The organism is Janthinobacterium leeuwenhoeki (assembly GCF_051380795.1).
Classification (GTDB): domain Bacteria; phylum Pseudomonadota; class Gammaproteobacteria; order Burkholderiales; family Burkholderiaceae_D; genus Janthinobacterium.
Genome location: NZ_JBNYXT010000005.1, coordinates 192127 through 215367, shown reverse-complemented (window position 1 = coordinate 215367; position 23241 = coordinate 192127). Strand labels below are relative to the sequence as shown.

Below are 23241 nucleotides of genomic sequence, written 5' to 3'. Positions count from 1 at the left end.
TCAGCCAGCAGGCTTCAGCCGGCCGATTTCAATTGACCAATGACGCTGGCCACCTTGGCCGTAATCATGTCGACCGCGGGGCCATTGGCGCCATGCGGCAAAATGACATCGGCGTTGCGCTTGGTGGGCTCGATGAATTGCTTGTGCATCGGGCGTACGGTTTCCAGATACTGCTCGATGACGCTTTCCACCGAACGCCCACGTTCGGTGATATCGCGTTGCATGCGGCGGATGAAGCGCACGTCGGAGGCCGTATCGACAAAGATCTTCAGCGACATCATGTTGCGCAAGTCTTCGTCATACAAGGCAAACAGGCCTTCGATCACGATCACCGGCGCCGGCTTGACGGGAATGGTCCTGTTGGAGCGGTTGTGCAGCGTGAAGTCGTACTCGGGCATGTCGATCGCGACACCATTGCGCAAGGCCTGGATGTGCTGCACCAGCAATGGCCACTCGAACGCCTGCGGATGGTCATAATTCTGCTGGCGCCGGACTTCAGGGGAGAGATGGGTTTGGTCGCAGTAGTAGTCGTCCTGCATCACGACCGAGACCATGTCGGCGCCAAACGACGCCAGCACTTGTTGGGATACGGTGGACTTGCCACTGCCGCTTCCGCCAGCGACACCAATAACAAACGGTTGGAAGGAAATATTATTCATGCCGAATGATACCGGAAACGCGGCCGGACTGACAGGGAGCGGCTGCAAAGCCGGGCCTGTCACGCGCCATGCACCAGCCGCGCATACAGCTCGGCCACCCGCTCTGCCGTGATGCCGTCGCGCTGTTCGATGGCCAGCGGATGCCCCGTCGGCTCCAGCTCGATGCACGGGCGCACGCCATCGTCGCGCAGATGGACGCGGGTTTTCAGGTTCAGGGTATCCGGGTACACGGGCAGCTGTGTGCTGAGCCAGCCGAAGAAGGGGCCGATGTGCGCCCGCTGCGCGTCATTGAAGCAGGCGTCCCAGGCGTCGAAGCTCTCGCCGCTCAGCGACACCCACACGCCCCAGCTGAACGGCTCTTCCGAGCCATGCACGGGGATGTCGATGGTGGCGCGCACGAAGCAGTGCGCTTCGTCGACGATGCAGGCGTCGCTGTCGAGTTGGCAGCGCGCTTCGCGCTCGGCGGGCGCCATCTGCTCATACAGCCACGGCGCATTGGCGCCAAAGCTGGGCATGCCCGTGTGGGTCTCGCCGCAGGAGCGGCACAGGAAGGAAAACGTCATGCGTGCAGTGACGTTATTCGAACTGTTTGCGGAATGCCTCGAACTGCGCCGCCAGGCCATCGAAGTCGCTGCGCAATTGCAGCACTTCCTGTTCCAGCTGGGCCACCCGGCTGCCCTGCTGCGGCGCGCTGACGGCGCCCGCAAAACCGGCGGCCGTCTCGATCTGCGCCAGCGCTGCTTCGCCGCCCAGCAAGTGGCCGTAGCGCGGCTCCTTGGCGCCGGGGGCGACAGCCAGCTTGGCCACCAGCGGCGGGTATTTGTCGATCAGGAACTGCAGGCCGGATTCCACTTCCGCCACCGACTTGAATTCATGCACGCGGCCACTGCGGCTGCGGATTTCGCCCGCCGTCTGCAAGCCGCGCAGCATCAATATCGTCAGGATGGCCAGTTTATCTTGCTCCAGCGACCACTTGATGCGCATGCGGTGTTCGTACTTGGCGACCCGTGCGCCGGCCTGCGTAATGCCGTTGACGAACTTGCGTTGCATCAAACGCTGCAGCACGTCGTAGACGGTTTCTTCGGAGAGGGCCATGACGGGGTCGCGGCTGGACAATTGATTGCAGCCGTTGGTCAGGGCATTCAGGGAGAGCGGGTAGCTGTCCGGCGTCAGCGCTTCCTTTTCGGCCAGCACGGCCAGCACGCGGATCTCGAAGGGGTCGAGCAGATTCGGATTGTCGCTACTTTTTTCTGCTGCGTTTTCAGCGATGTTTACGTCTGTAGTCATGCCTGTATCCTTAGTCAACCAGCTTGTTCATTTGCTCGGAATCGAATTTATCACATTCAGGCACAGCCTGGCAGCAGATGCCCGCCGCCTTCAGGGTGACGAGGATGGTTTCGATGCGCTGTTCCTGCGCCACGGCATGCGTGATCAAGCCTTGCAGGGCTTTCGACAGCGGGTCGTCGCCATTGGGCGTCACGCCATACGCGGCGAACAGGTGGGCCGTGCTGCCCTCGCGCAGGGCGCTGACATCCTTTTGCACGATGTGTGCGGGATTGCCGACAGCCGTGGCGCCCGATGGCACGGGTTTGAGCACCACGGCGTTCGAGCCCACCTTGGCGTACTCGCCCACCGTGAAGCTGCCCAGCACCTGGGCGCCGGCGCCGACAATGACGCCGCGCTCCAGGGTCGGATGGCGTTTGCTGCCGCTATGCAGCGAGGTGCCGCCCAGAGTCACGCCCTGGTAAATGGTGCAATCGTCGCCGACGATGGCTGTCTCGCCGATCACCACGCCGAAGCCATGGTCGATGAAGACGCGCCGGCCGATGACCGCGCCCGGATGGATCTCGATGCCCGTGATGATGCGGGCGATATATGAAATGAAGCGCCCCACCCACTTCATGTGCCGCGTCCAGCACCAGTTTGCCCAGCCATGCATGACAATCGCGTGCAAGCCCGGATAACAGGTCAGCACCTCCCAGCCATTGCGGGCGGCGGGGTCACGTTCAATGATGCTGTTGATATCTTCGCGCAGGTGGTGGAACATTAGACGGATTTCTGAATAGGTAAGAGACAAGACGCAAATGGTAGCGTATTCGGCGGCGTGCTGCCGGAGAGGCAGATAAACAACCGCCGCCTCAAGGGCGGCGGCTGATTTTTGGAAGCACTACAAAACGTTCAGGACGTTCTTAAGCTTCTAAAGCAATCCGCTGGCGGCGGGCTTCGTAGAGACACACGCCCGATGCCACGGACACGTTCAGACTCTCGACGGAGCCGAACATCGGGATGCTGACGAGGATATCGCAGGTGTCGCGCGTCAAACGGCGCATGCCTTCGCCTTCGGAACCCATGACGAGGGCCGTCGGGCCCGTGAAATCGGCTTCGTACAAGCCTTTTTCGCCGTCGTCCGAAGTGCCGATCAGCCAGATGCCGCGTTCCTTGAGTTCACGCATGGTGCGCGCCAGGTTCGTCACGGTGATGTACGGAACGGTTTCGGCGGCGCCGCTGGCGACCTTGGCGGCCGTGGCATTCAAGCCCACGGCGCGGTCTTTCGGCACGATGACGGCATGTGCGCCGACGCCGTCGGCCACGCGCAGGCAGGCGCCCAGGTTGTGCGGGTCGGTGATGCCATCGAGAATCAGCAGCAGTGGCGGACCGTCGATGGCGTCCAGCAGCTCATCGAGATTGCGCGCCAGCGACAGTTGCGACGCAAACGCGATCACGCCCTGGTGGCGGCGCGTGCCGACGATCTTGTCCAGACGCGACGAGTCGACGGGCATGACGCGCACGTTGGCCGCTTTGGCGGCGGCGATCATGTCCTTCATGCGGCCATCAACGCGGCTGGCATCGACGAAAATTTCTTCCACGGACGACGCTTCATGACGCAAACGCGAGGTGACGGCGTGGAAGCCGAAAATCATTTTATTCTTCATGTGTTATCGTTTCTTTTATCGCTTGTTCTTGCTTGATTTTGATACAGTTTTTGCTGCACGTGGTGCCGCCGCAGCGGGTGCCGCGGCTGGTTTATTGCTGCGCTTGGGCGCGGCTGCCTTGGGGGCTGCCGCCTTAGGGGCTTCCTTCAGGGCTGCCTTGGCTGCAGGCTTGGCTTGCGCCTTGGCGCCGTTGGAACGGCCGCCGTAACCATTGCCGGCCTTGCCGCCGGTGTTGGCGCCGGCTTTGATCTCATGGCGCTGCTCGGTCGCAGGACCGGGCTTGACCATGGATTTCTTTTCGCCCTTGCGCTTGCCGCCAGCTTGCTTGGCTGGCGCTTCTTCGCCCGCCAGTTCCGCATCGGTGACCAGGCGCAGGTCGATCTTGCGCGTTTCCAGGTCGACACGCGCCACTTGCACCGTCAGACGGTCGGTCAGCTGATAACGTTTTCCCGTGCGTTCGCCGCGCAATTCATGGCGCGCATCGTCGTACTGGAAGTAGTCGGTGCCCAGCTCGGTGACATGCACCAGGCCTTCGACAAACAGGGTATCGAGTTGCACGAAGACGCCGAAGGTAGTCACGCCGGTAATCGTGCCGGTGAATTCTTCGCCCAGTTTGTCTTGCATGAAGTAGCACTTCAGCCACGCCTCGACGTCGCGCGACGCTTCGTCGGCGCGGCGCTCGTTGGCCGAGCAATGCACGCCCAGCGCGTCCCAGATCGTCAGGTCCGTCTTCTTCGGTTTGCCGTCGGCCTTGTCCTTGGCCTGCTGCTTGCGCGTGGCGTTCGACACGTTCGTGTTCAGCACGGTCTTCTCGGACAGCTTAGGCTCGTATTTCTTGCCTTGCAAAATGGCCTTGATGGCGCGGTGCGTCAGCAGGTCGGGATAGCGGCGGATCGGGCTGGTGAAGTGGGCATACGCCTCGTACGCCAGGCCGAAGTGACCGATATTGTCCGGACTGTAGACGGCTTGCTGCATCGAACGCAGCAGCATCGTTTGCAGCAGGGCAGCGTCGGGACGCGCCTTGATCTGTTGCATCAGAGTCTGATAATCGGATGCCGACGGCGTATCGCCGCCCGTCAGGTTCAGGCCGACTTGCTTGAGGAAGGTGCGCACTTGCGTGAGCTTTTCCTTGGTCGGGCTGGCGTGAATGCGGTAGGTGCCTGGATGCTTATTACGCAGCAACAAATCGGCCGCGCAGACGTTGGCCGCCAACATGCACTCTTCGATGATCTTGTGCGCTTCGTTGCGCGTGCGGGGAATGATCTTTTCGATCTTGCCGGCGCTATTGCAGACGATATACGTTTCCGTCGTCTCGAAATCGATGGCGCCACGCTCCGTACGCGCCTTCAGCAAGGCGCGGTAGACGGCTTCCAGATTTTGCAGGTGCGGCAGGATGTCCGCGCGGCGTGCCGCTTCGGGCCCCTTGGTGTTGCCCAGCACGGCAGCGACTTCGTCATACGTGAGGCGTGCGGCCGAATGGATCACGGCCGGGTAGAACTGGTACGCCTTCAGCTCGCCCTTGTCGCTGACGACGGCGTCGCAGACGAGGGTCAAGCGGTCGACGGCCGGGTTCAGCGAGCACAAGCCATTCGACAGTTTTTCCGGCAGCATCGGGATCACGCGGCGCGGGAAGTAGACGGACGTGCTGCGTTCGAGCGCATCGGCATCGAGCGCGTCGTTCGGCTTCACGTAATGGCTGACGTCGGCAATCGCCACGATCAGGCGGAAGCAGTTGGCGCGGCCAATCTTGACGGGTTCACAATATACGGCATCGTCGAAATCGCGCGCGTCTTCGCCGTCGATGGTGACGAGTGGCACGTCGCGCAGGTCGACACGCTCTTTCAAGTCGGCGGCACGCACTTCGAACGGCAGTTTTTCAGCTTGCTTGAGGGCGGCGGCGGAGAAGATGTGCGGCACGTTGAATTTGCGCACGGCAATTTCAATTTCCATGCCGGGATCATCCAGCGCACCCAGCACTTCGACGATCTTGCCGACCGGCTGCTTGAAACGCATCGGTTGCTCGGTCAGCTCGACACTGACGATCTGGCCAGCCTTCGCCTTGCCCACCGAGCCGGTGACGAGAATGTCCTGGCCGATGCGCTGGTCTTCCGGCGCCACCACCCAGGTACCGTTTTCCTGAATCAGGCGGCCGATGACGTGGCTATTGGCGCGGTAGGTGACTTCGACGATCGTGCCTTCAGGGCGGCCGCGGCGGTCCGTGCCGACAATGCGCGCCATGACCTTGTCGCCATGCAGTACTTTCTGCATTTCTTTCTCAGGCAGGAACAGGTCGGCGCTGGCGTCGTCGGGAATGACGAAACCGAAGCCGTCACGGTGGCTGGTGACGCGACCGGCGACCAGCGCGCTCTGGTCGGCCAGGCTGAATACACCGCTGGCGTCAGACTTCAGCTGGCCGTCGCGCTCCATCGCCTTCAGGCGACGGACCAGGACATCCATGGAATCGGCATGCACTTGCAGCGTTTTCCCGAGAGACTGCGGGTCGAGAGGCGCGTTGACGCTGCGGAATATGCCGAGAATGTCCTCCCGGCTGGGGATGGTGTGGGTATTTTGGCTCAAAAGTATTTCTATAGTTGTTATTGACAGTGATCAAACGGAGAACAAAGACCGATGACATCACCGTCAATATTGACACGGTGATGTCCGGTAGTGTACCGGAGGACGCCTTGGTTTGCCTAACGGACAGCGTAGCGGAAACCGAACAAGTGCCCCGCCGATGAAAAAAAGGAGAAAAGCTGCGCAATGCATTTGACTTCGGCAAATATTGCTCTATAATCCTGGTCTCTTGCAGCGACAAACCTTCACGGGGATGCAGTTGCAGGAAAGCGGTACAGGGTTGATGTGCAGTATGGAGCGAAAGCTCATCTGGCGCAAAACTCTTCAAGTCGCTATAATAGCAGAATTGTTGTGAAGTTATTTTTCAACAAGTACGCTAGCAGTAAAAGTAATAAGTCACAGTAGTATCAGTGCCCACGTGGCGGAATTGGTAGACGCGCATGGTTCAGGTCCATGTGCCTTCGGGTGTAGGGGTTCGAGTCCCTTCGTGGGCACCATTACCTAATTCGCAAAAAAGCCGCAAACTTTCACGAGTTTGCGGCTTTTTTCATTTCCGCAGCGAAAAGCCCCCCCCCCTACCCCTGCAAGTCCGCAGCACTACGGCAGCCCATCTGCACGGGGAAACGCTGAAAAAACAGGCAGATTTAAGCTTTTTTCATAGGGAGCAGCCCTTTTCAAGCGAAAAAACATGTTTCTTGAAGAAAAGTGCAAAATGTTGATTGACCGAATCCGCGCCAGCCCTTATGATTTTGTCCTCGCTGCAGAACACGCAGCGGCAAGCAGCAAGCAGTAACAATGCCCACGTGGCGGAATTGGTAGACGCGCATGGTTCAGGTCCATGTGCCTTCGGGTGTAGGGGTTCGAGTCCCTTCGTGGGCACCACCAGCAACAAGTTGTCGATTGTTGTGATCCGCAGTACAGTACTAAGATAGTAGTAACAAGCAGCACAATGCCCACGTGGCGGAATTGGTAGACGCGCATGGTTCAGGTCCATGTGCCTTCGGGTGTAGGGGTTCGAGTCCCTTCGTGGGCACCACCAGCGACGAGTTGTTTTCGTTGTAGTCCGCAGTATAGTAGTGAGATACAAGTAGTAGCAGCATCAGTGCCCACGTGGCGGAATTGGTAGACGCGCATGGTTCAGGTCCATGTGCCTTCGGGTGTAGGGGTTCGAGTCCCTTCGTGGGCACCATTACCTAATTCGCAAAAAAGCCGCAAACTTTCATGAGTTTGCGGCTTTTTTCATTTCAGAACGCCATGCGACTTCCCTCGCCTATGGCGCCCTCCCTCCCCTTATGTGGCCAGCGCCACCTTGACGGCATCAGCCAGGCTCGTCGTCGGACGGCCAATCAGCGCGCTCAATTGCTTGCCATTGTCTTCCAGGCCACCCTTGGCCACGCCCGCATCGGAATCGGCCAGCAGGCCGGCAAAGCCTTCCGGCACGCCCACGTTCACCAGCGCCGCCTGGAAATCCGCCTGCGGCAAATCTTTGTAGACGATTGCCTTGCCCGACTGGCGCGCCACTTCGGCCGCGTACTCGGCCAGGGTAAAGCCGTGATCGCCAGCGAGTTCATAAATGGCTTGCGGCTGGGCCGCCGTCAGCACGGCGGCGGCAGCGGCCGCGTAATCCAGACGCGCGGCGGACGAGAAGCGCCCGTTTTGCGCCGCGCCCAGCACGACGCCATGCTCGAGCACGGGCGCCAGGTGCTCCGTATGGTTTTCCAGGTACCAGCCGTTGCGCAGGAAAGTGTAGGGCAGATTGGCTGCGCGAATGGCCGCTTCCGTGATGACGTGCTCGGCGGCCAGGCCCAGCGGCGACGTGTCGGCGCGCAAGACGCTGGTATAGGCCAGCAGAGACACGCCGGCCCGCTTGGCCGCATCGATGACGTTCTGGTGCTGCTGCGCGCGCTGACCCACCTCGCTCGACGAAATCAGCAGGATTTTCCTTGCGCCCTTGAACGCCGCATCGAGGCTGGCGCCATCGTTGTAATCGGCCTGGCGCACTTGTACGCCCAGCGCAACCAGGTTGGCGGCCTTGGCCGGGTTGCGCACGGCGGCGATGATGTTGGCTGCGGGGACGGATGTGAGCAGGCTGGCGATGACGTGCTGGCCCAGATTGCCTGTGGCGCCGGTGATGACGATCATGATTTTTCCTTGGAGGGTGGGTGGCAAAAACCTATAATAGGACTATTACTTACTTATTGTAAGTACATACCTTTTGGTAAGTATGAATTTCCCCTAGAACTTGAAGGCCAACTATCATGTCCACAGACACTCCCGGCGCCAACTTGCGCGCCGCCCTCGCCCGGCAAAACCAGGGCGCGCACCTGCTGGCGGCGGCCTGCCCGTCGCGTGTCGTGCTCAGCCACCTGACCAGCCGCTGGGCCGTGCTGGTGCTGGTACTGCTGCTGAGCGGCACGCGGCGCTTCAGCGCATTGCGCCGTGAAGTGGGCGGCGTCAGCGAAAAAATGCTGGCGCAAACCCTGGAAGCGCTGGCAGGCGACGGTTTCGTGCTGCGCCAGGCGTATCTGGTGATACCGCCCAAGGTGGAGTACAGCCTCACGCCGCTGGGACGCGAGGCGGCCGAACGCCTGGCCGTGCTGGTCGACTGGATAGAGGATAATTACCCGCGCATCGAACAGGCGCGCGCGGCCCTGGAAGCGGCACCGGCAGCGCAAAAAGCGGCTTGAACAGATTGCTTTTGGCCATCAAGAATTATCGTTTACTCCTACTTGCCTTGATGTAATACTAGGCCCATGAAACGCGTAAGGGCGCGACACCATGAACCAGTTGATTTCTTCCATCACCGACCGGGCCAATGTGCTACTGGTCAGCAATTCGCCGAATGATGTGCGCGAACTGCTGTATGTGCTGGACCGGCATAACCTGGGCACGGGACTGGCAGGCGATATCGACGAAGGCGTGGAACTGGCGGCCGGCGGCACCGACCTGATCCTGCTCGACGCTGCCCTGGCGGGCACGAATATCGGCGCCACCTGCATGCGCCTGCGCAATGCGGGCGGACGCCACGGCGTGCCCCTGCTGCTGATGTCGGCCACCCCCAGCGCCGAGGAGCAAGGCCGCAGCGTGGGCGCCGGCGCCAGCGACTACATCAAGATGCCCTTCAATGCGCGCGACGTGGCGGAAAAAATCCTCATGGAACTGGCGCTGCACAAGGCCGAGGCGCCCGCGCCGCGTGCCGTTACGCGGCCCGTGCATCCGCAAACGCTGGAAGTCAATTACCACTCCATCCTGGCCGGCTCGCCCGACGCCGTGCTGCTGTTCGATATCGACAACCGCCTGCTGATCGACGCCAACCACCTGGCCGAAGAGTTGTTCGGCATGCCACTGGCCGAACTGCTGCAAGGCGGAATGGAGCCGCTGTTTCCCCAACATCAGGGCGATGGCCGCGCCTCGCCGCAACTGCTGGAAGAAAAGATCCGCGATACCTTGCAAGGCAAGATCGTCGTCTTCCGCGCCAGCTGCTGCCACCGCGACAGCCACCCGATCGCCTGCGAAATCCGGCTGATGCGCCTGTCCGTGCCGGGCCGCCAGCTGGTGCATGCGCGCATCATCGACTTGACCGAACGCAACCTCGCCGAAACGATGCGCGCGGGCCAGAGCACCCTGCTGGAAATGGTCGCCAAGGGCGCCCCCCTGGTCCCCACCCTGGACCACTTACTGTTATTGATCGAAGGCCAGTCGCGCGGCGTGCTCTGCTCCATCATGCTGCTCGACGATGACGGCATCCACATGCACAGCGCGGCCGGCCCCAGCCTGCCGCCAGACTACATGGCGCTGCTCGAAGGCGTGGCCATCGGCCCCGGCGTGGGGTCTTGCGGCACAGCCATGTTCCTGCGCGAACCGGTGGTGGTCAGCGACATCATGCGCGATCCGCTGTGGGCGCCCTACCGCGAGCTGGCGGCGCCGTTCGGCTTGCGCGCCTGCTGGTCGCGCCCCATCTTCGGCCAGGATGGCGCAGTGCTCGGCTCGTTTGCCATGTACTACCGCGAAGTGCGCCAGCCCGACGCGCGCGACCTGGAACTGATCGACACGGCCACCGACCTGGCCGGCATCGCCATTGGCCGCATGCGCCACGAACGCGAGCTGCAGCGCCACCGCGCTCACCTGGAAGAGCTGGTGGCCGAACGCACGGCCGCCCTGACGCAGGCCAAGGAACACTCGGAGCAAACCAACCTCGAACTGGCCGCCGCGCTGGAAAACCTATCCATCACGCAGGAAGAACTGGTACGCCGCGACAAGCTGGCCGCGCTCGGCGCGCTGGTGGCCGGCATCGCGCACGAACTCAATACGCCGATCGGCAACGGCCTGGTGGTGGCCACCACCATGGCCGAGCGCACGCGCGAAATCCAGGCCAGCTTCCAGGGTGGCTTGCGGCGCTCCGAACTGGGCGCCTACCTGACCCAGGCCAGCGAGGCGGACGCCATCATGCTGCGCAACCTGCAGCGCGCCGCCGACCTGGTCTCGAGCTTCAAGCAGATCGCCGTCGACCGCGCCAGCTCGCAACGGCGCCACTTCCTGCTGCGCCAGTTCGTGGCCGAACTGATGCTGCCCCTGTCCACGCAGCTCAAGGCCGCCGGCCTGAGCCTGACGCAGGACGTGCCGGACGGCCTGGCCATGGACAGCTATCCGGGTCCGCTGGGCCAGGTACTGAGCAATCTGCTGGAAAACTGCCTGCGCCATGCCTTCGAGGGCCGCAGCGGCGGCAGCATCGCCATCACGGCGCGCAGCAGCGACGACGGGCAGACGATCACCCTGTCCATCGCCGACACGGGCGTGGGCATCGCCGCCGACGACCTGGCGCACGTCTACGACCCCTTCTTCACGACCAAGCTCGGTTCCGGCGGCTCTGGTCTGGGCCTGCATGTGGCGCACAACATCGTTACGGGCGTGCTGGGCGGCCATATCGACGCCACCAGCAGCACCGGCGCCGGCAGCGGCACCACCTTCACCCTGCAGCTACCCGCTGCGGCGCCGCAAGCGCCCGCCCCCTGAATGGCAGGCGCGCTACAATGCCGGCAAGCATTTCTTTCGGAGCACTCATGAAATACCTGACCGCTGCAACCCTGCTGGCAGCGTGCGCCTGCGCGATGGCTGGACCTGCCCCCTGGTACAAATGGCGCAGCAAGATCGACGGCACCCTGGCGTGCGCCCAGTCGACCCTGGGATTTGGCTGGGAACTGGCCTCGGGGCCGTACAAAGATAGCCGTTGCGAAAAACCGGCGCTTGTTAAATAATGGGGCCATGACCACACGGGGCACCGGCTTGAGATCAAGCGATGGCATTGCGGCGTCGAAAGAGTATGGAACGATAAGAACGTATCTATTCAAACCGAGGAGACCACATGTTTACGAATCCCGAACAATTCGCATCGGCCACCAAGGCCCTGTTTGAATTCCAGCTGATGACCTTCAACACCCTCACCTCCAAGGCAGTACAAGGCGTGGAACAGGTATTGGCGCTGAACATGGCCACCGCCAAGTCCGGCATCGAGGATGGCCTTGCCGCCGGCAAGGAAATCAGCCAGGCCAAGGATCCGAAGGCCGCCATGGCCGCCGCCGCCGCCCAGCTGCAACCGGGCGTGGCCGGCGCGAAAGCGTACAAACAGCAACTCGACGACATCATCAAGGAAATTCACACGGAATTCACCACGGCCGCCGAAGCCCACGTGGCCGAAGCGAAAAGCAATTTGAGCGCCCTGATCTACGACGTCACGAAAAACGTGCCGCCAGGCTCGGAAAACGCTGTTGCCATCGTCAAGGCCGCCATCGATAACGCCTTCCTCGGTTACGAGCAAGTCACCAAGGCCACGAAACAGGCCGTCAAGACGGTGGAAGAGCAGATCGCCAAGGCCAGCGCGCAAGTGGCGCAGGCAACGGAACAAGCCACCGCCGGCGCACAAGCTGCGGCTGACAAGGCGGCGCCTGCGGCCAAGCCGAAGGCTGCTAAAAAGTAAGCGATGTAGGTCGGATTAGCGCGGCAACGCCGGGCGTAATCCGACGCATTGTTGGCGCCAATGGTGATGTCGGGTTACGCGCGCAGCGCTAACCCGACCTACAACCCGGCCGACGACACATCCACCGGCATGATCCGGTACACGCAGCGCCTCCCCCCCTCCAGCAAATACTCGCTGCGCTCCACCTTGCAATCGTCCCCCAATACGCGCTGAAAGATGGCCAGCTCCGAGCGGCAGAAATTCTGGCACGCCGTGGCGGCTGCGCAGATCGGGCAATGGTTTTCCACCAGCAAGACACTGCCATCGTCCTGTGGTTCCGCATGGGCCATGTAACCCTCGCCATCGCGCGCCCGCGCCAGGCTGTCCACTCTTTGCGCCAGATCAAGCCGAGGATCGACCAGCTGGCCGTAAGCGGCTTGGCTGCTGCGTTCGCGCGCGCCGATCAGTTTATCCAGGCCTACCTCGCCGAACAGGGTTTTGACTTGCGCTATCAATTCCAGGGTCAGGTCGGCATGGCGGTCGGGAAAGCGCGCGTGACCCTGCTGCGTCAGTGCCCAGCGCCGCGACGGACGTCCCACCTTGTCGGCCACGTCCTCGAAAGCCACCAGGCCACGTTCCAGCGCCGCTTCGAGCTGGCGCCGCGCGCCCATGGAGGTGATATCGAGCAAGGCCGCCAGTTGCTGCGCCGTCTGCGGCCCGCGCATCTTCAGCAGGAACAGCGTCTGCTCCGACGTGTTCATGCTCGCGCTCATGCCACGGCCTTGGCGTCAACGGCGCCGTCCAGCTGGCGGCGCCAGGCTGCCATGCGCCACGCGGCCCAGGCGGCGGACAAGGCGCCCGCGACGAGGATCAGCCGCGTGTCGATCAGGGTCAGCACCGAGCCGCTCAGGGCCACGACGATGTTGGCGATGCAAAAGGTGGTGGCCAGCAAGCCCATCACGGCGCCCTGCCCGTGCGCGCTGAAGCGTTCGGCGCACCAGCCCTGGATCACCGTGTTGTACAGCGCATTCGGAATGCCGAATAGCACGATGGCGGCGATGCCCACCCAGATATTGCCCATCGCCAAGATTCCTACGGCCAGCGCCACGCCGCAGGCATACCAGCTGGCGCGCAGCAAGGGCGCATGGCGGCTGGGACCGCCCGCCAGCAGCGAGGTGATGGTCATCGTACCGCACAGGCCCACATTCACCCAGGCAATCTCCTGCGCATGGTAATTGGCCGTCTCGACCAGCCACAGCGGATAGAACTCGTAAAAGCTGGCCACGCCGCAGGTCAGCGCCAGTTGCACGATGAACAGGGTGCGCAGCTCCTCATGGCGCAGCAGGTTCAGCGCATGGCGGTCGCGCGCCACTTGCCACCACGACGTCGTCAATAGCGAAGGCGTTTCGCGCGGCAAGCCGGCAGCCACCAGCACGGCGACGAGCATCAGGGCGGCGGCGGCGATCCAGAACGGCACCGTCACGCCCCAATGCAAGGTTGCGCCCGCCAGGATCGGGCCCACCAGCCAGCCCAGGTAAAACGCGCCGTTCAGCCACGACATGGCGCGCAGGCGCAGCGGTCCCGTCAATTGGTCGGCCAGCATGGCGCGCGCCACGGCGCCGTTCCCCTCCAGCAAACCCGTGATGAAACGGGCGACGATGAACAGCGGATAGGACTGGATCACCAGCGCCCAGGCCGTGATGGCGTGGCCAATGGCGGCGCCCACGGCCGTGCGCATCAGCAAGGGACGGCGGCCATAGCGGTCCGACAAGGGGCCCAGCAGAGCAGAGCCGATCAGCAAGCCCAGCGGATTGATGGTCAGCGCCAGGCCGAACAGCAATTTCGACGGCAAGCCGAGGAAATTGTTAAAGGCATTCGGCGCCTCGGCGGCGAACAGGGGCGGCAGGATAGGATACGGCAGCGAGGCACCGATGGTCGACAGCAGTGCCAGCAAACAGGCGGCGGAAATCAGGATGATGTTTTTCATGCGGGCTCGATGTATATGGTCTGGCAAGACTACGTGAGCACGCCACATAAGTAAACTAAAATGTTTATTAATTATGCCAGGCATTGCCGCCATGACGCGTACCGTGCGCGCCACCGCCTCGGCTATCATGCCCCCATGAATCACGTTTAACAGGGCAAACATGACACTGTCAGAAATTGAACAGCAACACGGCTTCACCTATCCTCCACTGTATCTTCAACTGGAGCGCGACGGCATGCTGGCCGTGGGTGAATATGGCCCCGACTGGTACAAGCTGGTGTATCCCACCTTGACAGACCGGCCCACCCTGCTGCTGCACGCGGACGATTTCGAGTTGCTGAGCATCAAGGCCGTAGCGGCAGCCATGGAAGAACTGGCCGATCCCGACGACTACCGGCAGATCGATCCTGCCCTGCGCTTCATCCCGTTCGCGCAAACGGGCGCCGGCGACCACTACTGCTTTTTCGTATCCGGCCAGCAGGACGGCGAGATGCCCATCGTGCTGCTGTGGCACGACCAGAATGAAGCCCAGTATCTGGCGAAAAACCTGCAGGACTTCCTGTTTCACATGTTGTTGAGCAGCATGGCCGACCAGGATACTTACAACGAGGTCAGCGACGAGGAGTTCAGGGATCAACTGGCAAAAACCCTGGGCACGCATGCGCGCTACCTCTCGTCGGAACAGGCGCAGATCCTGCAAACGCTGCTGGCCAGGGACATTATCGATTACGACGTGCTGCTGCCGAAGGGCAGAAAGGAAGCGCACCGGGGCTTGCTGACCGATCTCGAGCTGGCCAGCCTGCGCAAAGAACTGATTGCCTACGAAAAGTTTGACAGCTGTTTTGCCTACAGCACGGCTGGCTGAACATAATTCGCTGGGCAAGCGGCGGCTGAAGGTTTAAACTGTATATAAACACAGTAAAATTAATCCCTTTGCCCTATTGCCCCCATGTTGAGAGTCCTGGAAAATCCCTTGTACTATCTGGATAATTTCCAGGATGTGCTGAACTGGATAGCCGCGCGTTACGCCGATCTGCTGAGTGCCGAAGAAACGCGGTTCATCGCAGCATTCGGCGCACTGCCGCAGCCATCGCGCGCCCTGTTCGTGCGTCTCGTCATGCGCAAGGGTTGTCTGTTTCGCGCCAGCAAACTCAATTACCCGGAAATCGGCGACACGCGCGCGGCCGCCCTGCCTTTGCTGGCCACGGGCTGGGTGGTCGCCGATCCCGTCATTGCGCTCGATGAACTGTTCGAACAACTGCTGAAAGGGGAAATCGCCCAGGCCTTCGACCTTGCCGCGCCCTTGAAAGCGGCGCGCAAGGCGGAACAACTGGACGCCTTGCGCGAGCAGCATGCGGAAGATCGAGCGTTTTCCGCATGGTATCCGGCGTCCAGCGACGTGCTGTACCGCATCGGCCAGCAAGCGCTGTGCGACCGCCTGCGCCTGATTTACTTTGGCAATTATCACCAGGACTGGTCGGAATTCGTGCTGTCCGACCTCGGCGTGTATCAATACGAAAAAGTGGAATTTTCGCCGCAATCGCGCGGTTTTCGCACGCGCCAGGATATCGAGCACTATGAAGTGCTGCACCAGTGCCGCGAACGCTACAACGACAGCGCCCCGGCCAACGAGGTGCTGCAGGAACTGGCTACGCTGCCCTTGTCCGAGGACAATACCTGGCTGTCCAGCCGGCGCGAAAAACTGCGCTTCCAGATCGCCCAGCACCTGGAGAAATGCCAGGACTGGCCAGCCGCCTACCGCGCCTACGCCGATTGCCGCTATCCCGGTGCGCGGGGCCGCGCCATCCGCGTGCTGGAAAAAGATGAACAGCCGCAAGCTGCCTACGAGCGCCTGCTGATCGCCCTGGCCGCGCCGGAAAGCGAAGCGGAACAGCAATTGCTGCTGCGCATGGCGCCCCGTTTGCGGCGCAAGCTGGGCCACGCAAAACAGGTGGCCAACGGGGCGGCCGCCGTGGAGCGCATCGACCTGCGGCTACCGTATCCGGCGCAAGCGTGCTACGTGGAAGGCGTGGTGCAGCAACATCTGATGCAGGATGACGCGCCCGTGTATTACGTGGAAAACACCCTGATCAACTCGCTGTTCGGCCTGCTGTGCTGGCCCGCCATCTTCAAGGCCATGCCGGGCGCCTTCTTCCACCCGTTTCACAGGGGGCCGGCCGACTTGCACAGCGCCGATTTTTACCAGCGCCGCAGCCTGGACTTTGCCGCCTGCCTGGCGCAACTGGACGACGGCAGCTACCACACCGCCATCCGCGCCACGCTGACCGCCAAGCACGGCATCGTCTCGCCGTTTGTCAGCTGGGACGTGCTGGACGATGGCTTGCTGGACCTGGCGCTGACCTGCATCCCGGCCTTTCATTTGAAGAAGGCGTTCGAGCGCATCTTGCTCGATATCAAAAGCAACCGCAGCGGCTTTCCCGACCTGATCCAGTTCTGGCCGACCGAACAGCGCTACCGCATGATCGAAGTCAAGGGGCCCGGCGATCGCCTGCAAGACAACCAGCTGCGCTGGATCGCGTATTGCGCCGAACACGCCATGCCCGTCAGCGTGTGCTACCTGCAATGGGAGGCTAGCGCGTGAAGTACACGATCGCCGTGCGCGCCCTGTGCGAATTCACGGCCAAGGTAGGCGACCTGGACTTGCGTTTTACGCCCTCACCCACGGCGCAGGAAGGCATGGCCGGTCACGCTACCGTGACGGGCCGGCGCGATGACGATTACCAGCGCGAAATCAGCCTGTGTGGCGACTTCGGCCCCTTGCACGTGCGGGGCCGCGCCGATGGCTACGACCCGGCGCGGCGCCAGCTGGAAGAAATCAAGACTTACAGGGGCGAGCTCGACGCCATGCCCGCCAACCATCGCCAGCTGCACTGGGCGCAGGCGCGCATCTACGGCCATTTGCTGTGCCAGCAACTGAACTTGCCCATGCTGCGCGTGGCGCTCGTGTATTTCGATATCGTGAGCCAGAAGGAAACCCTCATGCATGAGGAATGCACGGCCGAAGCGCTGCGTCTGTTCTTCGAGCAGCATTGCGCCCTGTTCCTCGACTGGGCCGAGCAGGAAATGGCGCACCGGGCCAGCCGCGATGCGCAGCTCAGCAGCATGGCCTTTCCCCATGCGGATTTTCGCCCGGGACAGCGCCAGCTGGCCGTAGCCATGTACAAGGCCAGCAGCCGTGGCTGCGGCTTGCTGGCGCAGGCGCCCACGGGCATCGGCAAGACGGTGGGCAGCCTGTTTCCCATGTTGAAAGCCACGGCCGCGCATGGCCTGGATAAACTGTTTTTCCTCGCCGCCAAGGTACCGGGCCGGCAAATGGCGCTCGACGCCTGCGCCATCCTGAAGGACAGTGCACCGCTGCTGCCCCTGCGCGTGCTGGAACTGAGCGCCAAGAGCAGCGCCTGCGAACATCCTGACAAGGCCTGCCACGGCGCATCATGCCCGCTGGCCAAGGGTTTTTACGACCGCTTGCCGCTGGCGCGCGAGGTGGCGCTGGCCAGCGGTTTGATCCTGAACAAGGAAGCCGTGCGCGCCATCGCCTTGCAGCAGGGTATCTGCCCCTACTACCTGAGCATGGAATTGGCGCGCTGGAGCGATGTCGTCATCGGCGACTACAATTATTACTTTGACCTCAGCGCCATGCTGTACGGCATGACCCTGGCCCACGACTGGAAAGTCAATGTGCTGGTCGACGAGGCGCACAATATGGTGTCGCGCGCGCGCAGCATGTATTCGGCCGAACTGGCGCAGATCGACCTGAAAATGCTGCGCAAGTTCGCGCCCGAAGCCTTGAAAAAGCCGCTGGATCGCCTCGCGCGCCAGTGGACGGCCCTGTTGAAGGAGCAGGATGGCGATTACCACGTGCATGCCGCCTTGCCGGACAAATTCTTTGGCGCCCTGCAAGGCGTGGCCACGGCCATCGGCGACTACCTGGCCGAGCATGCGGCCGCGCTGGACGAAGACTTGCAGCGCTTTTACTTTGACGTGCTGCTGATCAACCGCCTGGCAGAGAGTTTCGGCACGCATTCGCTGTTCGACGTCAGCAAAACGGACACCGGCTCCACCGTCTGCATCCGCAACATCGTCCCTGCCCCATTTCTGAAAGAACGTTTCGCGGCCAGCCACAGCACGGCCCTGTTTTCCGCCACCCTGAGTCCATGGAATTACTACAGCGACACCCTGGGCATGCCGGCAGACACGGCCTGGGTCGACGTGGAGTCCCCGTTCCAGGCGGAACAATTGTCCGTGCGCGTGGCCGATACCATTTCCACGCGCTACCAGCACCGCGCCGCGTCCTTGCTGCCCATCGCCCAGCTGATGGCGCGCCAGTATGCGGAGACGCCAGGCAACTACCTGGCCTTCTTCAGCAGCTTCGACTACATGGAAAAGACGGCCCACTTATTCGCCCAGCATTCCCCGGACGTGCCCCTCTGGCAGCAGCCGCGCCGCATGGACGATACTGCCCGCGCGCAATTTTTGGGCCGTTTCGGCCTGGACACGCGCGGCATCGGCTTTGCCGTGCTGGGCGGTGCATTTGGCGAAGGCATCGACTTGCCCGGCGCGCGCCTGATCGGCGCCTTCATCGCCACCCTCGGTTTGCCGCAGATCAATCCCGTCAACGAGCAGATCCGCCAGCGCATGGGCGACATCTTCGGCGCCGGCTACGACTACACATATCTGTATCCGGGCATGCAAAAGGTGGTGCAGGCGGCCGGCAGGGTCATCCGCACGCAGTCGGACAGGGGTGTCGTGTACCTGATCGACGACCGTTTTTCCCGGCCGGAAATCCGCCAGCTCTTGCCCTCCTGGTGGGATGTACAGCTAGCCAACTAATATCTTGAGCTTCTGGTAGCCCGCCTTGCTCACGGGTATCCGCGTATCGTCGCGCAAGATGGCCACGTGGCTGTCTTTGGTGGCCGCCTCGATGCGGCGGATGCCGTCGATATTGAGCAGATACGACCTGTGCACGCGCAGGAACTTGGCAGGATCGAGCTGGGTTTCCAGCTGCGACAGTCTCTGGCTTTTCAGGTAGGACTTGCCTTCGGAACGGATGCTGATGTAATCATCCTGCGCCTCGATGTAGTCGATGCGCGCACTGGCGATCACGTGGACCTTGGCGCCGTCGCGTATCAGCACGCGGTCCAGCGGGGCGGCGCGCGTGGCCGCCTCGCGCGCCAGCGTCAGCACCGTCTCGTGCGTGCTGCGGCTGGCGCGCGCATGGGCCAGCGCCTGCTCGAAGCGCTGTTCGCTGAACGGTTTGAGCAGATAGTCCAGTGCATGGCATTCGAACGCTTTCAAGGCGTACTGGTCGTAGGCCGTGACAAAGATCAGCTTTGTCTTCGCGCCGATCAGTTCCGCCACTTCAAAACCATCCAGGCGCGGCATCTGGATGTCGAGAAACACCAGTTCCGGTTCCAGGTCCGCGATGGCCTTGACGGCTTCGAAGCCATTGGCGCACTCGGCGACGATGTCGATATCGTCATGGCGCGCCAGGTATTCGCGCAACACGCTGCGCGCCAGCAATTCGTCATCGATGATGGCGACCCGCATTCTTGCCTGCATCATGCTTCCTCCGTGTCGCCGGTCTGCGCCGGCATGGAAATCATCACCTCGAAATGGCCATCGCGCCGGTCCCAGTGCACGCTGGCCTCGTGGCCATACGCGCCGGCCAGGCGCTGGCGCACATTCTCCAGGCCCACGCCATTGCCGCGCGCAGACCCTTGATCCGTATCAACCGGGTTACGCACGGCGATCTGCAGCAGGCTGCCAGCGCGCCGAACCTCGATAGCGATCAGGCCACCCTCCGTCAAGCCGCAGATGCCATGCTTGACGGCATTTTCCACCAGCGGCTGTATCAGCATGGGCGGCAGCAGACATGCCAGCGCTGCGGCGTCGATGGCTTCCGCCACTTGCAGGCGCTCTCCGAAGCGCACTTGCTCGATGGCGAGAAAATGGCGGATCAGCACCAGCTCCTGTTCCACGGTGATGTGCTTGTGCGCTTCCAGGCTCAGGCTCTGGCGAAAGAAACTGGCCAATTGCACCGTCATCTGGCGCGCACCCGCCGCATTGATGGACGTCAAGGCGCTGATGGAGTTCAGGCTATTGAACAGGAAATGCGGATCGATCTGCGTGCGCAGCATGCGCAATTGCGCTTCCTGCGCCGTCAGTTGTGCTTCCAGCCCCCGCTGCTCGGCCATCCTGGCGCGCACGAATTCCAGCAACAGATAATGCACGGCGGCAGCCAGGCAATACAGCAGCACACCCAGGCCGAAGAACAGGGCCAGCAGCGATTGCGTCAGGTTCACGCCCAGCCAGCGCAGCTCCAGCAACAGGCTGACGCTGTTCAAAAATTGCAGCAGGGTAGCCCACAGCAAGCCCGCGAACAGGGCCGCAACACCCATCACGCCGGCGATGGCGAGCGGGTGGCGGGCGTGCAAGGGGTAAGCGCGGCACAGGTAAAACGCGGAAAAACCCGAACCGATCGCATACACGAGCGTGGCGGGCACCACCAGCAGAACGGCATTGAAGCGGGGAGCGTGGGCCACCCTGGCCAGGATAAAGGCCAGGGCCAGGCCCAGCGCGATGCAGACCAGGAATACGACCACGGCGCCGCGCCGCTTCGACAAGGGCCCCGACATGCGCGCCTAGTTGCGGATTTCCAGGCCGCCCATGATGGCGTAACCCGTCACGTACAAACGCTTGGCCTGGTTCGGCGGCACGATGGTCTTTTCTTCGAAGCCGCCGAGGATGGGCGTGCCCTGCAGCACGACGCTCCAGTCGGGCGGAATCTTGATGGTGACGCCGCCGCACAGGGCAAATACGTTGAGCACGGCTTCGCCTTCGATCGAGGCCTGGCGCAAATCGATTTCGCAGCCGGCCATGATGACATTGATATCGCCGCCCCTGAAGCGCTGCGACGATACGCGCCGCACATAACCACCGAGGATGGCCGTCACTTCGATGATACTGTCGTCGTCCGCCTGGCCGCTGGCGCCGGGCGCTGCCGATACTGCTTCCTTGTCCAGCGACACGCCGCCATTCCTGGGCTGGCCGAATGCGTCAGGCGCAGCGCTAGCATCGGGCGGCGCGGCAAAGTGACGGCGTCGCTGCCGCTGCTGCGCGCCGGGCAGGGATTTCGACACCACGGCCACGCCGGCGGCAATGATGAGCAGCGGCCACAGCATGCTCCAGTTGATATAGAACAAGCCCATGGCTTTCAAGGTCCAGCTCAGGCCCAGCAAGACCATCACGCCGCCGAGGATGTAGCCGGAGCGGGTATGGCTTTGCGATATTTTCAGCAAGCCGAGAATGATGAGGATGGTGGGCCAGAAACGGAAGGTATAGCGCACATTGATGAAACCGAGGTTATCGAGCAGGAACAGCAACCCCAGGCCGATGACGATGACGCCCAGCACGATCTGCGATGGCGAGTGCGGCGGCGGTCTATTTTTCATGCTCGGACTCCCGGTAGGCAATAAAATGTTTGTTCAACAGCGGTTCCAGCACGAGGCCGACACCCCAGGCGATCAGCAAGGCCGGCCAGCTATTGTAGAAATTCAAGTTCCACAGTTCTTCATACGACGCATACCACCAGGCGGCAAAAAAGATCAGCCACAAGCCACTCAGCACCTGCTTGGAGGAGACGGGCGTGAGCAGCTTGTTCAGGCCGAAGACGGCCAGTATCACTGGCCAATAATGCCATAGTGAATAGTAATCGTGGAGATAGATCACATCGAGCCGGTCCAGCAGGATGATGGCGCCGATGGCGATCAGCAGCACGCCCCACAGCAACTGGGTACGGCGGCTATAAGCTGGTTCAGGTTTCACGGTCCCCCCTTTGAGTTGGTTGATCGTAAAGATACGCGGATTTCGGGGAGGGGAAAACACCGCTTCGGCGAATGGCGGACAGGCAGCGGTGAATGGCGCAGCGGCGGAAACGACAGGCAAGACCAGCTAGCGCCGGCCTCAAAGGTGCTCGCAGTGCACAGCCGCGTGGCGCAGGGCGCAAACGCGGGCAGAAATCTGGTGCCGATCTTTGAGGCGACCGGCTGACCTGCAGGAAGATCGAACATGCCGCCAACTTCACGGCAGTGCGTCTCAACCCAGCAAAGCCATCATACTCCTGATCGTCACATAGCACCGTTCGCTAGCGCACACTGATGAGGTTTTGCTGAGCTGTATCAAACGGCGTTGGCGTGCGGCGGTTGGAGCATATCGTGCTTGATCCATTCCAGCACGGATGACCGCTGCGGTTGCCAGCCCAGCAGGGTGCGCGCCCGTGCGCCGCGCACGCGGCTGTTGGAGCCGAGGCCGTAGGACGCCATCTCATAACCCCACTCGGCAATGGCCTCGGGCAACGGCCAATCCTGCGCGGGGCCCAGCTGCAATGCCTGGGCGATGGCGGCCGTCATGTCGCGGAAAGCCGCTTCGCCCGACTCGACAAAATAAAACGTGCCGGCCGGCGACTTGTCCAGCGCCAGCAAGTACAGGCTGACGACGTCGTCGATATGCACGTTCGACCAACTATTGCGGCCCGGGCCCACGTGGCGCACGATGCCGCTCTTGCGCGCCTGTTTCAGCAGACGTGGCAACTGCACGCTGTCGCGCGGCAAGGCGCCGTGGCCATAGATCAGGGTGTTGCACAGCACACTGGCGCGCACGCCCTGGCCTGCGCTGGCCAATACCAGGTCATCGATGGCGACCCGGGCCGCCTTGTCGGCCGTGGGCGCCGGCAGCTTGTCTTCGTAATAAATCTGCTCAGTGCCCTCGCCGCCCGAGGCGTCGCCGACGATGGACGAGCCGCTGGTGTGGAGGAAGGGCTTGTTCGTGCCAGCCAGCGCGTCGAGGATGGCTTCGACGGCAGCCCGGTGGTCGCTACTGGCCGCATTGATGACGGCGTCCGCCGCCCTCGCCTGCTCGATGAGCACGGCGCGATCATTGAGCGTGCCGACGATGGCTTGCACGCCGATGGTGTGCAGCTCGGCCACCTGCTCCGGTTTGCGCACCAGACCCGTCACTTGGTGGCCGGCGCGCACGAGGCCTGCCGCGATGGAACTGCCGATGAAACCTGCTGCGCCTGTCAAAAATACCTTCATAGTTGCTCCCGTCTGCTTAGAT

21 protein-coding genes and 4 tRNA genes are annotated in these 23241 nt (G+C 62.2%); 11 read left to right on the top strand and 14 right to left on the bottom strand.

All coding sequences use genetic code 11. The annotated features are described in order from the left end of the window. Positions 1–14: 14 nt before the first annotated feature. From udk to rnr, 6 genes are all read right to left on the bottom strand, one after another. Complete coding sequence (udk, locus tag ACQ4WS_RS07005) at positions 15–659, bottom strand: uridine kinase (RefSeq protein ID WP_436474870.1); 645 nt, start codon at positions 657–659, stop codon at positions 15–17. Positions 660–718: 59 nt separating this feature from the next. Further along, complete coding sequence (locus ACQ4WS_RS07000) at positions 719–1222, bottom strand: DUF2199 domain-containing protein (protein WP_436474868.1); 504 nt, start codon at positions 1220–1222, stop codon at positions 719–721. Positions 1223–1235: 13 nt separating this feature from the next. Then, positions 1236–1946 (bottom strand): YceH family protein, encoded by a 711-nt coding sequence (locus ACQ4WS_RS06995; protein WP_436474866.1) that lies wholly within the window; start codon positions 1944–1946, stop codon positions 1236–1238. A gap of 10 nt (positions 1947–1956) precedes the next feature. Then, positions 1957–2706: a serine O-acetyltransferase gene (gene cysE, locus ACQ4WS_RS06990; RefSeq protein ID WP_436474864.1), complete on the bottom strand. Its 750-nt coding sequence runs from the start codon at positions 2704–2706 to the stop codon at positions 1957–1959. A 142-nt stretch (positions 2707–2848) separates the two neighbouring features. Continuing rightward, positions 2849–3592, bottom strand: coding sequence for a 23S rRNA (guanosine(2251)-2'-O)-methyltransferase RlmB (gene rlmB / locus ACQ4WS_RS06985; RefSeq protein ID WP_034756912.1), 744 nt, complete (start codon positions 3590–3592; stop codon positions 2849–2851). 15 nt (positions 3593–3607) lie between these two features. Further along, the gene (gene rnr, locus ACQ4WS_RS06980; protein WP_436474862.1) at positions 3608–6169 is read right to left on the bottom strand and encodes a ribonuclease R; all 2562 of its coding nucleotides are present in this window, start codon (positions 6167–6169) and stop codon (positions 3608–3610) included. A 409-nt stretch (positions 6170–6578) separates the two neighbouring features. Here rnr and ACQ4WS_RS06975 point away from each other — a divergent pair. From ACQ4WS_RS06975 to ACQ4WS_RS06960, 4 genes are all read left to right on the top strand, one after another. After that, positions 6579–6663: transfer RNA gene (locus ACQ4WS_RS06975), tRNA-Leu, on the top strand. A gap of 300 nt (positions 6664–6963) precedes the next feature. Further along, positions 6964–7048, top strand: a tRNA-Leu gene (locus ACQ4WS_RS06970). A gap of 69 nt (positions 7049–7117) precedes the next feature. After that, positions 7118–7202 (top strand) — tRNA-Leu (locus ACQ4WS_RS06965). Between the two features lie 68 nt (positions 7203–7270). Continuing rightward, positions 7271–7355 (top strand) — tRNA-Leu (locus tag ACQ4WS_RS06960). A 101-nt stretch (positions 7356–7456) separates the two neighbouring features. Here ACQ4WS_RS06960 and ACQ4WS_RS06955 read toward each other — a convergent pair. Next, positions 7457–8308, bottom strand: a complete 852-nt coding sequence (locus tag ACQ4WS_RS06955; RefSeq protein ID WP_436474860.1) for an SDR family oxidoreductase — start codon at positions 8306–8308, stop codon at positions 7457–7459. Positions 8309–8424: 116 nt separating this feature from the next. On the opposite strand from ACQ4WS_RS06955, the gene ACQ4WS_RS06950 reads away from it, so the two are divergent. From ACQ4WS_RS06950 to phaP, 4 genes are all read left to right on the top strand, one after another. After that, positions 8425–8853 carry a winged helix-turn-helix transcriptional regulator gene (locus ACQ4WS_RS06950; protein WP_436474858.1) on the top strand — a complete coding sequence of 143 codons (429 nt, stop codon included), beginning with the start codon at positions 8425–8427 and terminating at the stop codon, positions 8851–8853. A gap of 91 nt (positions 8854–8944) precedes the next feature. Then, positions 8945–11179 (top strand): ATP-binding protein, encoded by a 2235-nt coding sequence (locus ACQ4WS_RS06945; RefSeq protein ID WP_436474856.1) that lies wholly within the window; start codon positions 8945–8947, stop codon positions 11177–11179. Positions 11180–11226: 47 nt separating this feature from the next. Further along, on the top strand, positions 11227–11421 hold the full coding sequence (locus tag ACQ4WS_RS06940) for a hypothetical protein (protein ID WP_436474854.1): 195 nt from the start codon (positions 11227–11229) through the stop codon (positions 11419–11421). 107 nt (positions 11422–11528) lie between these two features. Beyond that, entirely contained in the window at positions 11529–12140 is a 612-nt protein-coding gene (phaP, locus tag ACQ4WS_RS06935; protein ID WP_436474852.1) for a TIGR01841 family phasin, read from the top strand. A 98-nt stretch (positions 12141–12238) separates the two neighbouring features. Here the strand turns inward: phaP and ACQ4WS_RS06930 are convergent, their stop codons facing one another. Together ACQ4WS_RS06930 and ACQ4WS_RS06925 are read right to left on the bottom strand one after the other, a co-directional pair. Next, positions 12239–12880: a helix-turn-helix transcriptional regulator gene (locus ACQ4WS_RS06930; RefSeq protein ID WP_436474929.1), complete on the bottom strand. Its 642-nt coding sequence runs from the start codon at positions 12878–12880 to the stop codon at positions 12239–12241. A gap of 8 nt (positions 12881–12888) precedes the next feature. Next, the gene (locus ACQ4WS_RS06925) at positions 12889–14106 is read right to left on the bottom strand and encodes an MFS transporter (protein WP_436474850.1); all 1218 of its coding nucleotides are present in this window, start codon (positions 14104–14106) and stop codon (positions 12889–12891) included. Positions 14107–14266: 160 nt separating this feature from the next. Here ACQ4WS_RS06925 and ACQ4WS_RS06920 point away from each other — a divergent pair, with 160 nt between their 5' ends. The 3 genes from ACQ4WS_RS06920 (at position 14267) to ACQ4WS_RS06910 (ending at position 18957) form a co-directional block, all read left to right on the top strand. Then, positions 14267–14971 (top strand): SMI1/KNR4 family protein, encoded by a 705-nt coding sequence (locus tag ACQ4WS_RS06920; protein WP_436474848.1) that lies wholly within the window; start codon positions 14267–14269, stop codon positions 14969–14971. 84 nt (positions 14972–15055) lie between these two features. After that, complete coding sequence (locus ACQ4WS_RS06915; protein ID WP_436474846.1) at positions 15056–16708, top strand: VRR-NUC domain-containing protein; 1653 nt, start codon at positions 15056–15058, stop codon at positions 16706–16708. Continuing rightward, positions 16705–18957 (top strand): ATP-dependent DNA helicase, encoded by a 2253-nt coding sequence (locus ACQ4WS_RS06910; protein ID WP_436474844.1) that lies wholly within the window; start codon positions 16705–16707, stop codon positions 18955–18957. The genes ACQ4WS_RS06915 and ACQ4WS_RS06910 overlap by 4 nt, the downstream gene beginning before the upstream one ends. Here ACQ4WS_RS06910 and ACQ4WS_RS06905 read toward each other — a convergent pair. The 5 genes from ACQ4WS_RS06905 to ACQ4WS_RS06885 all read right to left on the bottom strand — a co-directional run bounded on the left by ACQ4WS_RS06905 (position 18946) and on the right by ACQ4WS_RS06885 (position 23219). Continuing rightward, positions 18946–19674, bottom strand: a complete 729-nt coding sequence (locus ACQ4WS_RS06905) for a LytR/AlgR family response regulator transcription factor (protein WP_436474927.1) — start codon at positions 19672–19674, stop codon at positions 18946–18948. The genes ACQ4WS_RS06910 and ACQ4WS_RS06905 overlap by 12 nt on opposite strands. A gap of 11 nt (positions 19675–19685) precedes the next feature. Then, positions 19686–20762, bottom strand: a complete 1077-nt coding sequence (locus tag ACQ4WS_RS06900) for a sensor histidine kinase (RefSeq protein ID WP_436474842.1) — start codon at positions 20760–20762, stop codon at positions 19686–19688. A gap of 6 nt (positions 20763–20768) precedes the next feature. After that, positions 20769–21578 (bottom strand): LiaI-LiaF-like domain-containing protein, encoded by an 810-nt coding sequence (locus ACQ4WS_RS06895; RefSeq protein ID WP_436474840.1) that lies wholly within the window; start codon positions 21576–21578, stop codon positions 20769–20771. Continuing rightward, a complete protein-coding gene (locus tag ACQ4WS_RS06890) occupies positions 21568–21951 on the bottom strand; it encodes a LiaF transmembrane domain-containing protein (protein ID WP_436474838.1) in 384 nt (127 codons plus the stop codon). The genes ACQ4WS_RS06895 and ACQ4WS_RS06890 overlap by 11 nt, the downstream gene beginning before the upstream one ends. Positions 21952–22304: 353 nt before the next feature. Beyond that, positions 22305–23219: an NAD-dependent epimerase/dehydratase family protein gene (locus tag ACQ4WS_RS06885; protein ID WP_436474837.1), complete on the bottom strand. Its 915-nt coding sequence runs from the start codon at positions 23217–23219 to the stop codon at positions 22305–22307. Positions 23220–23241 lie beyond the last annotated feature (22 nt).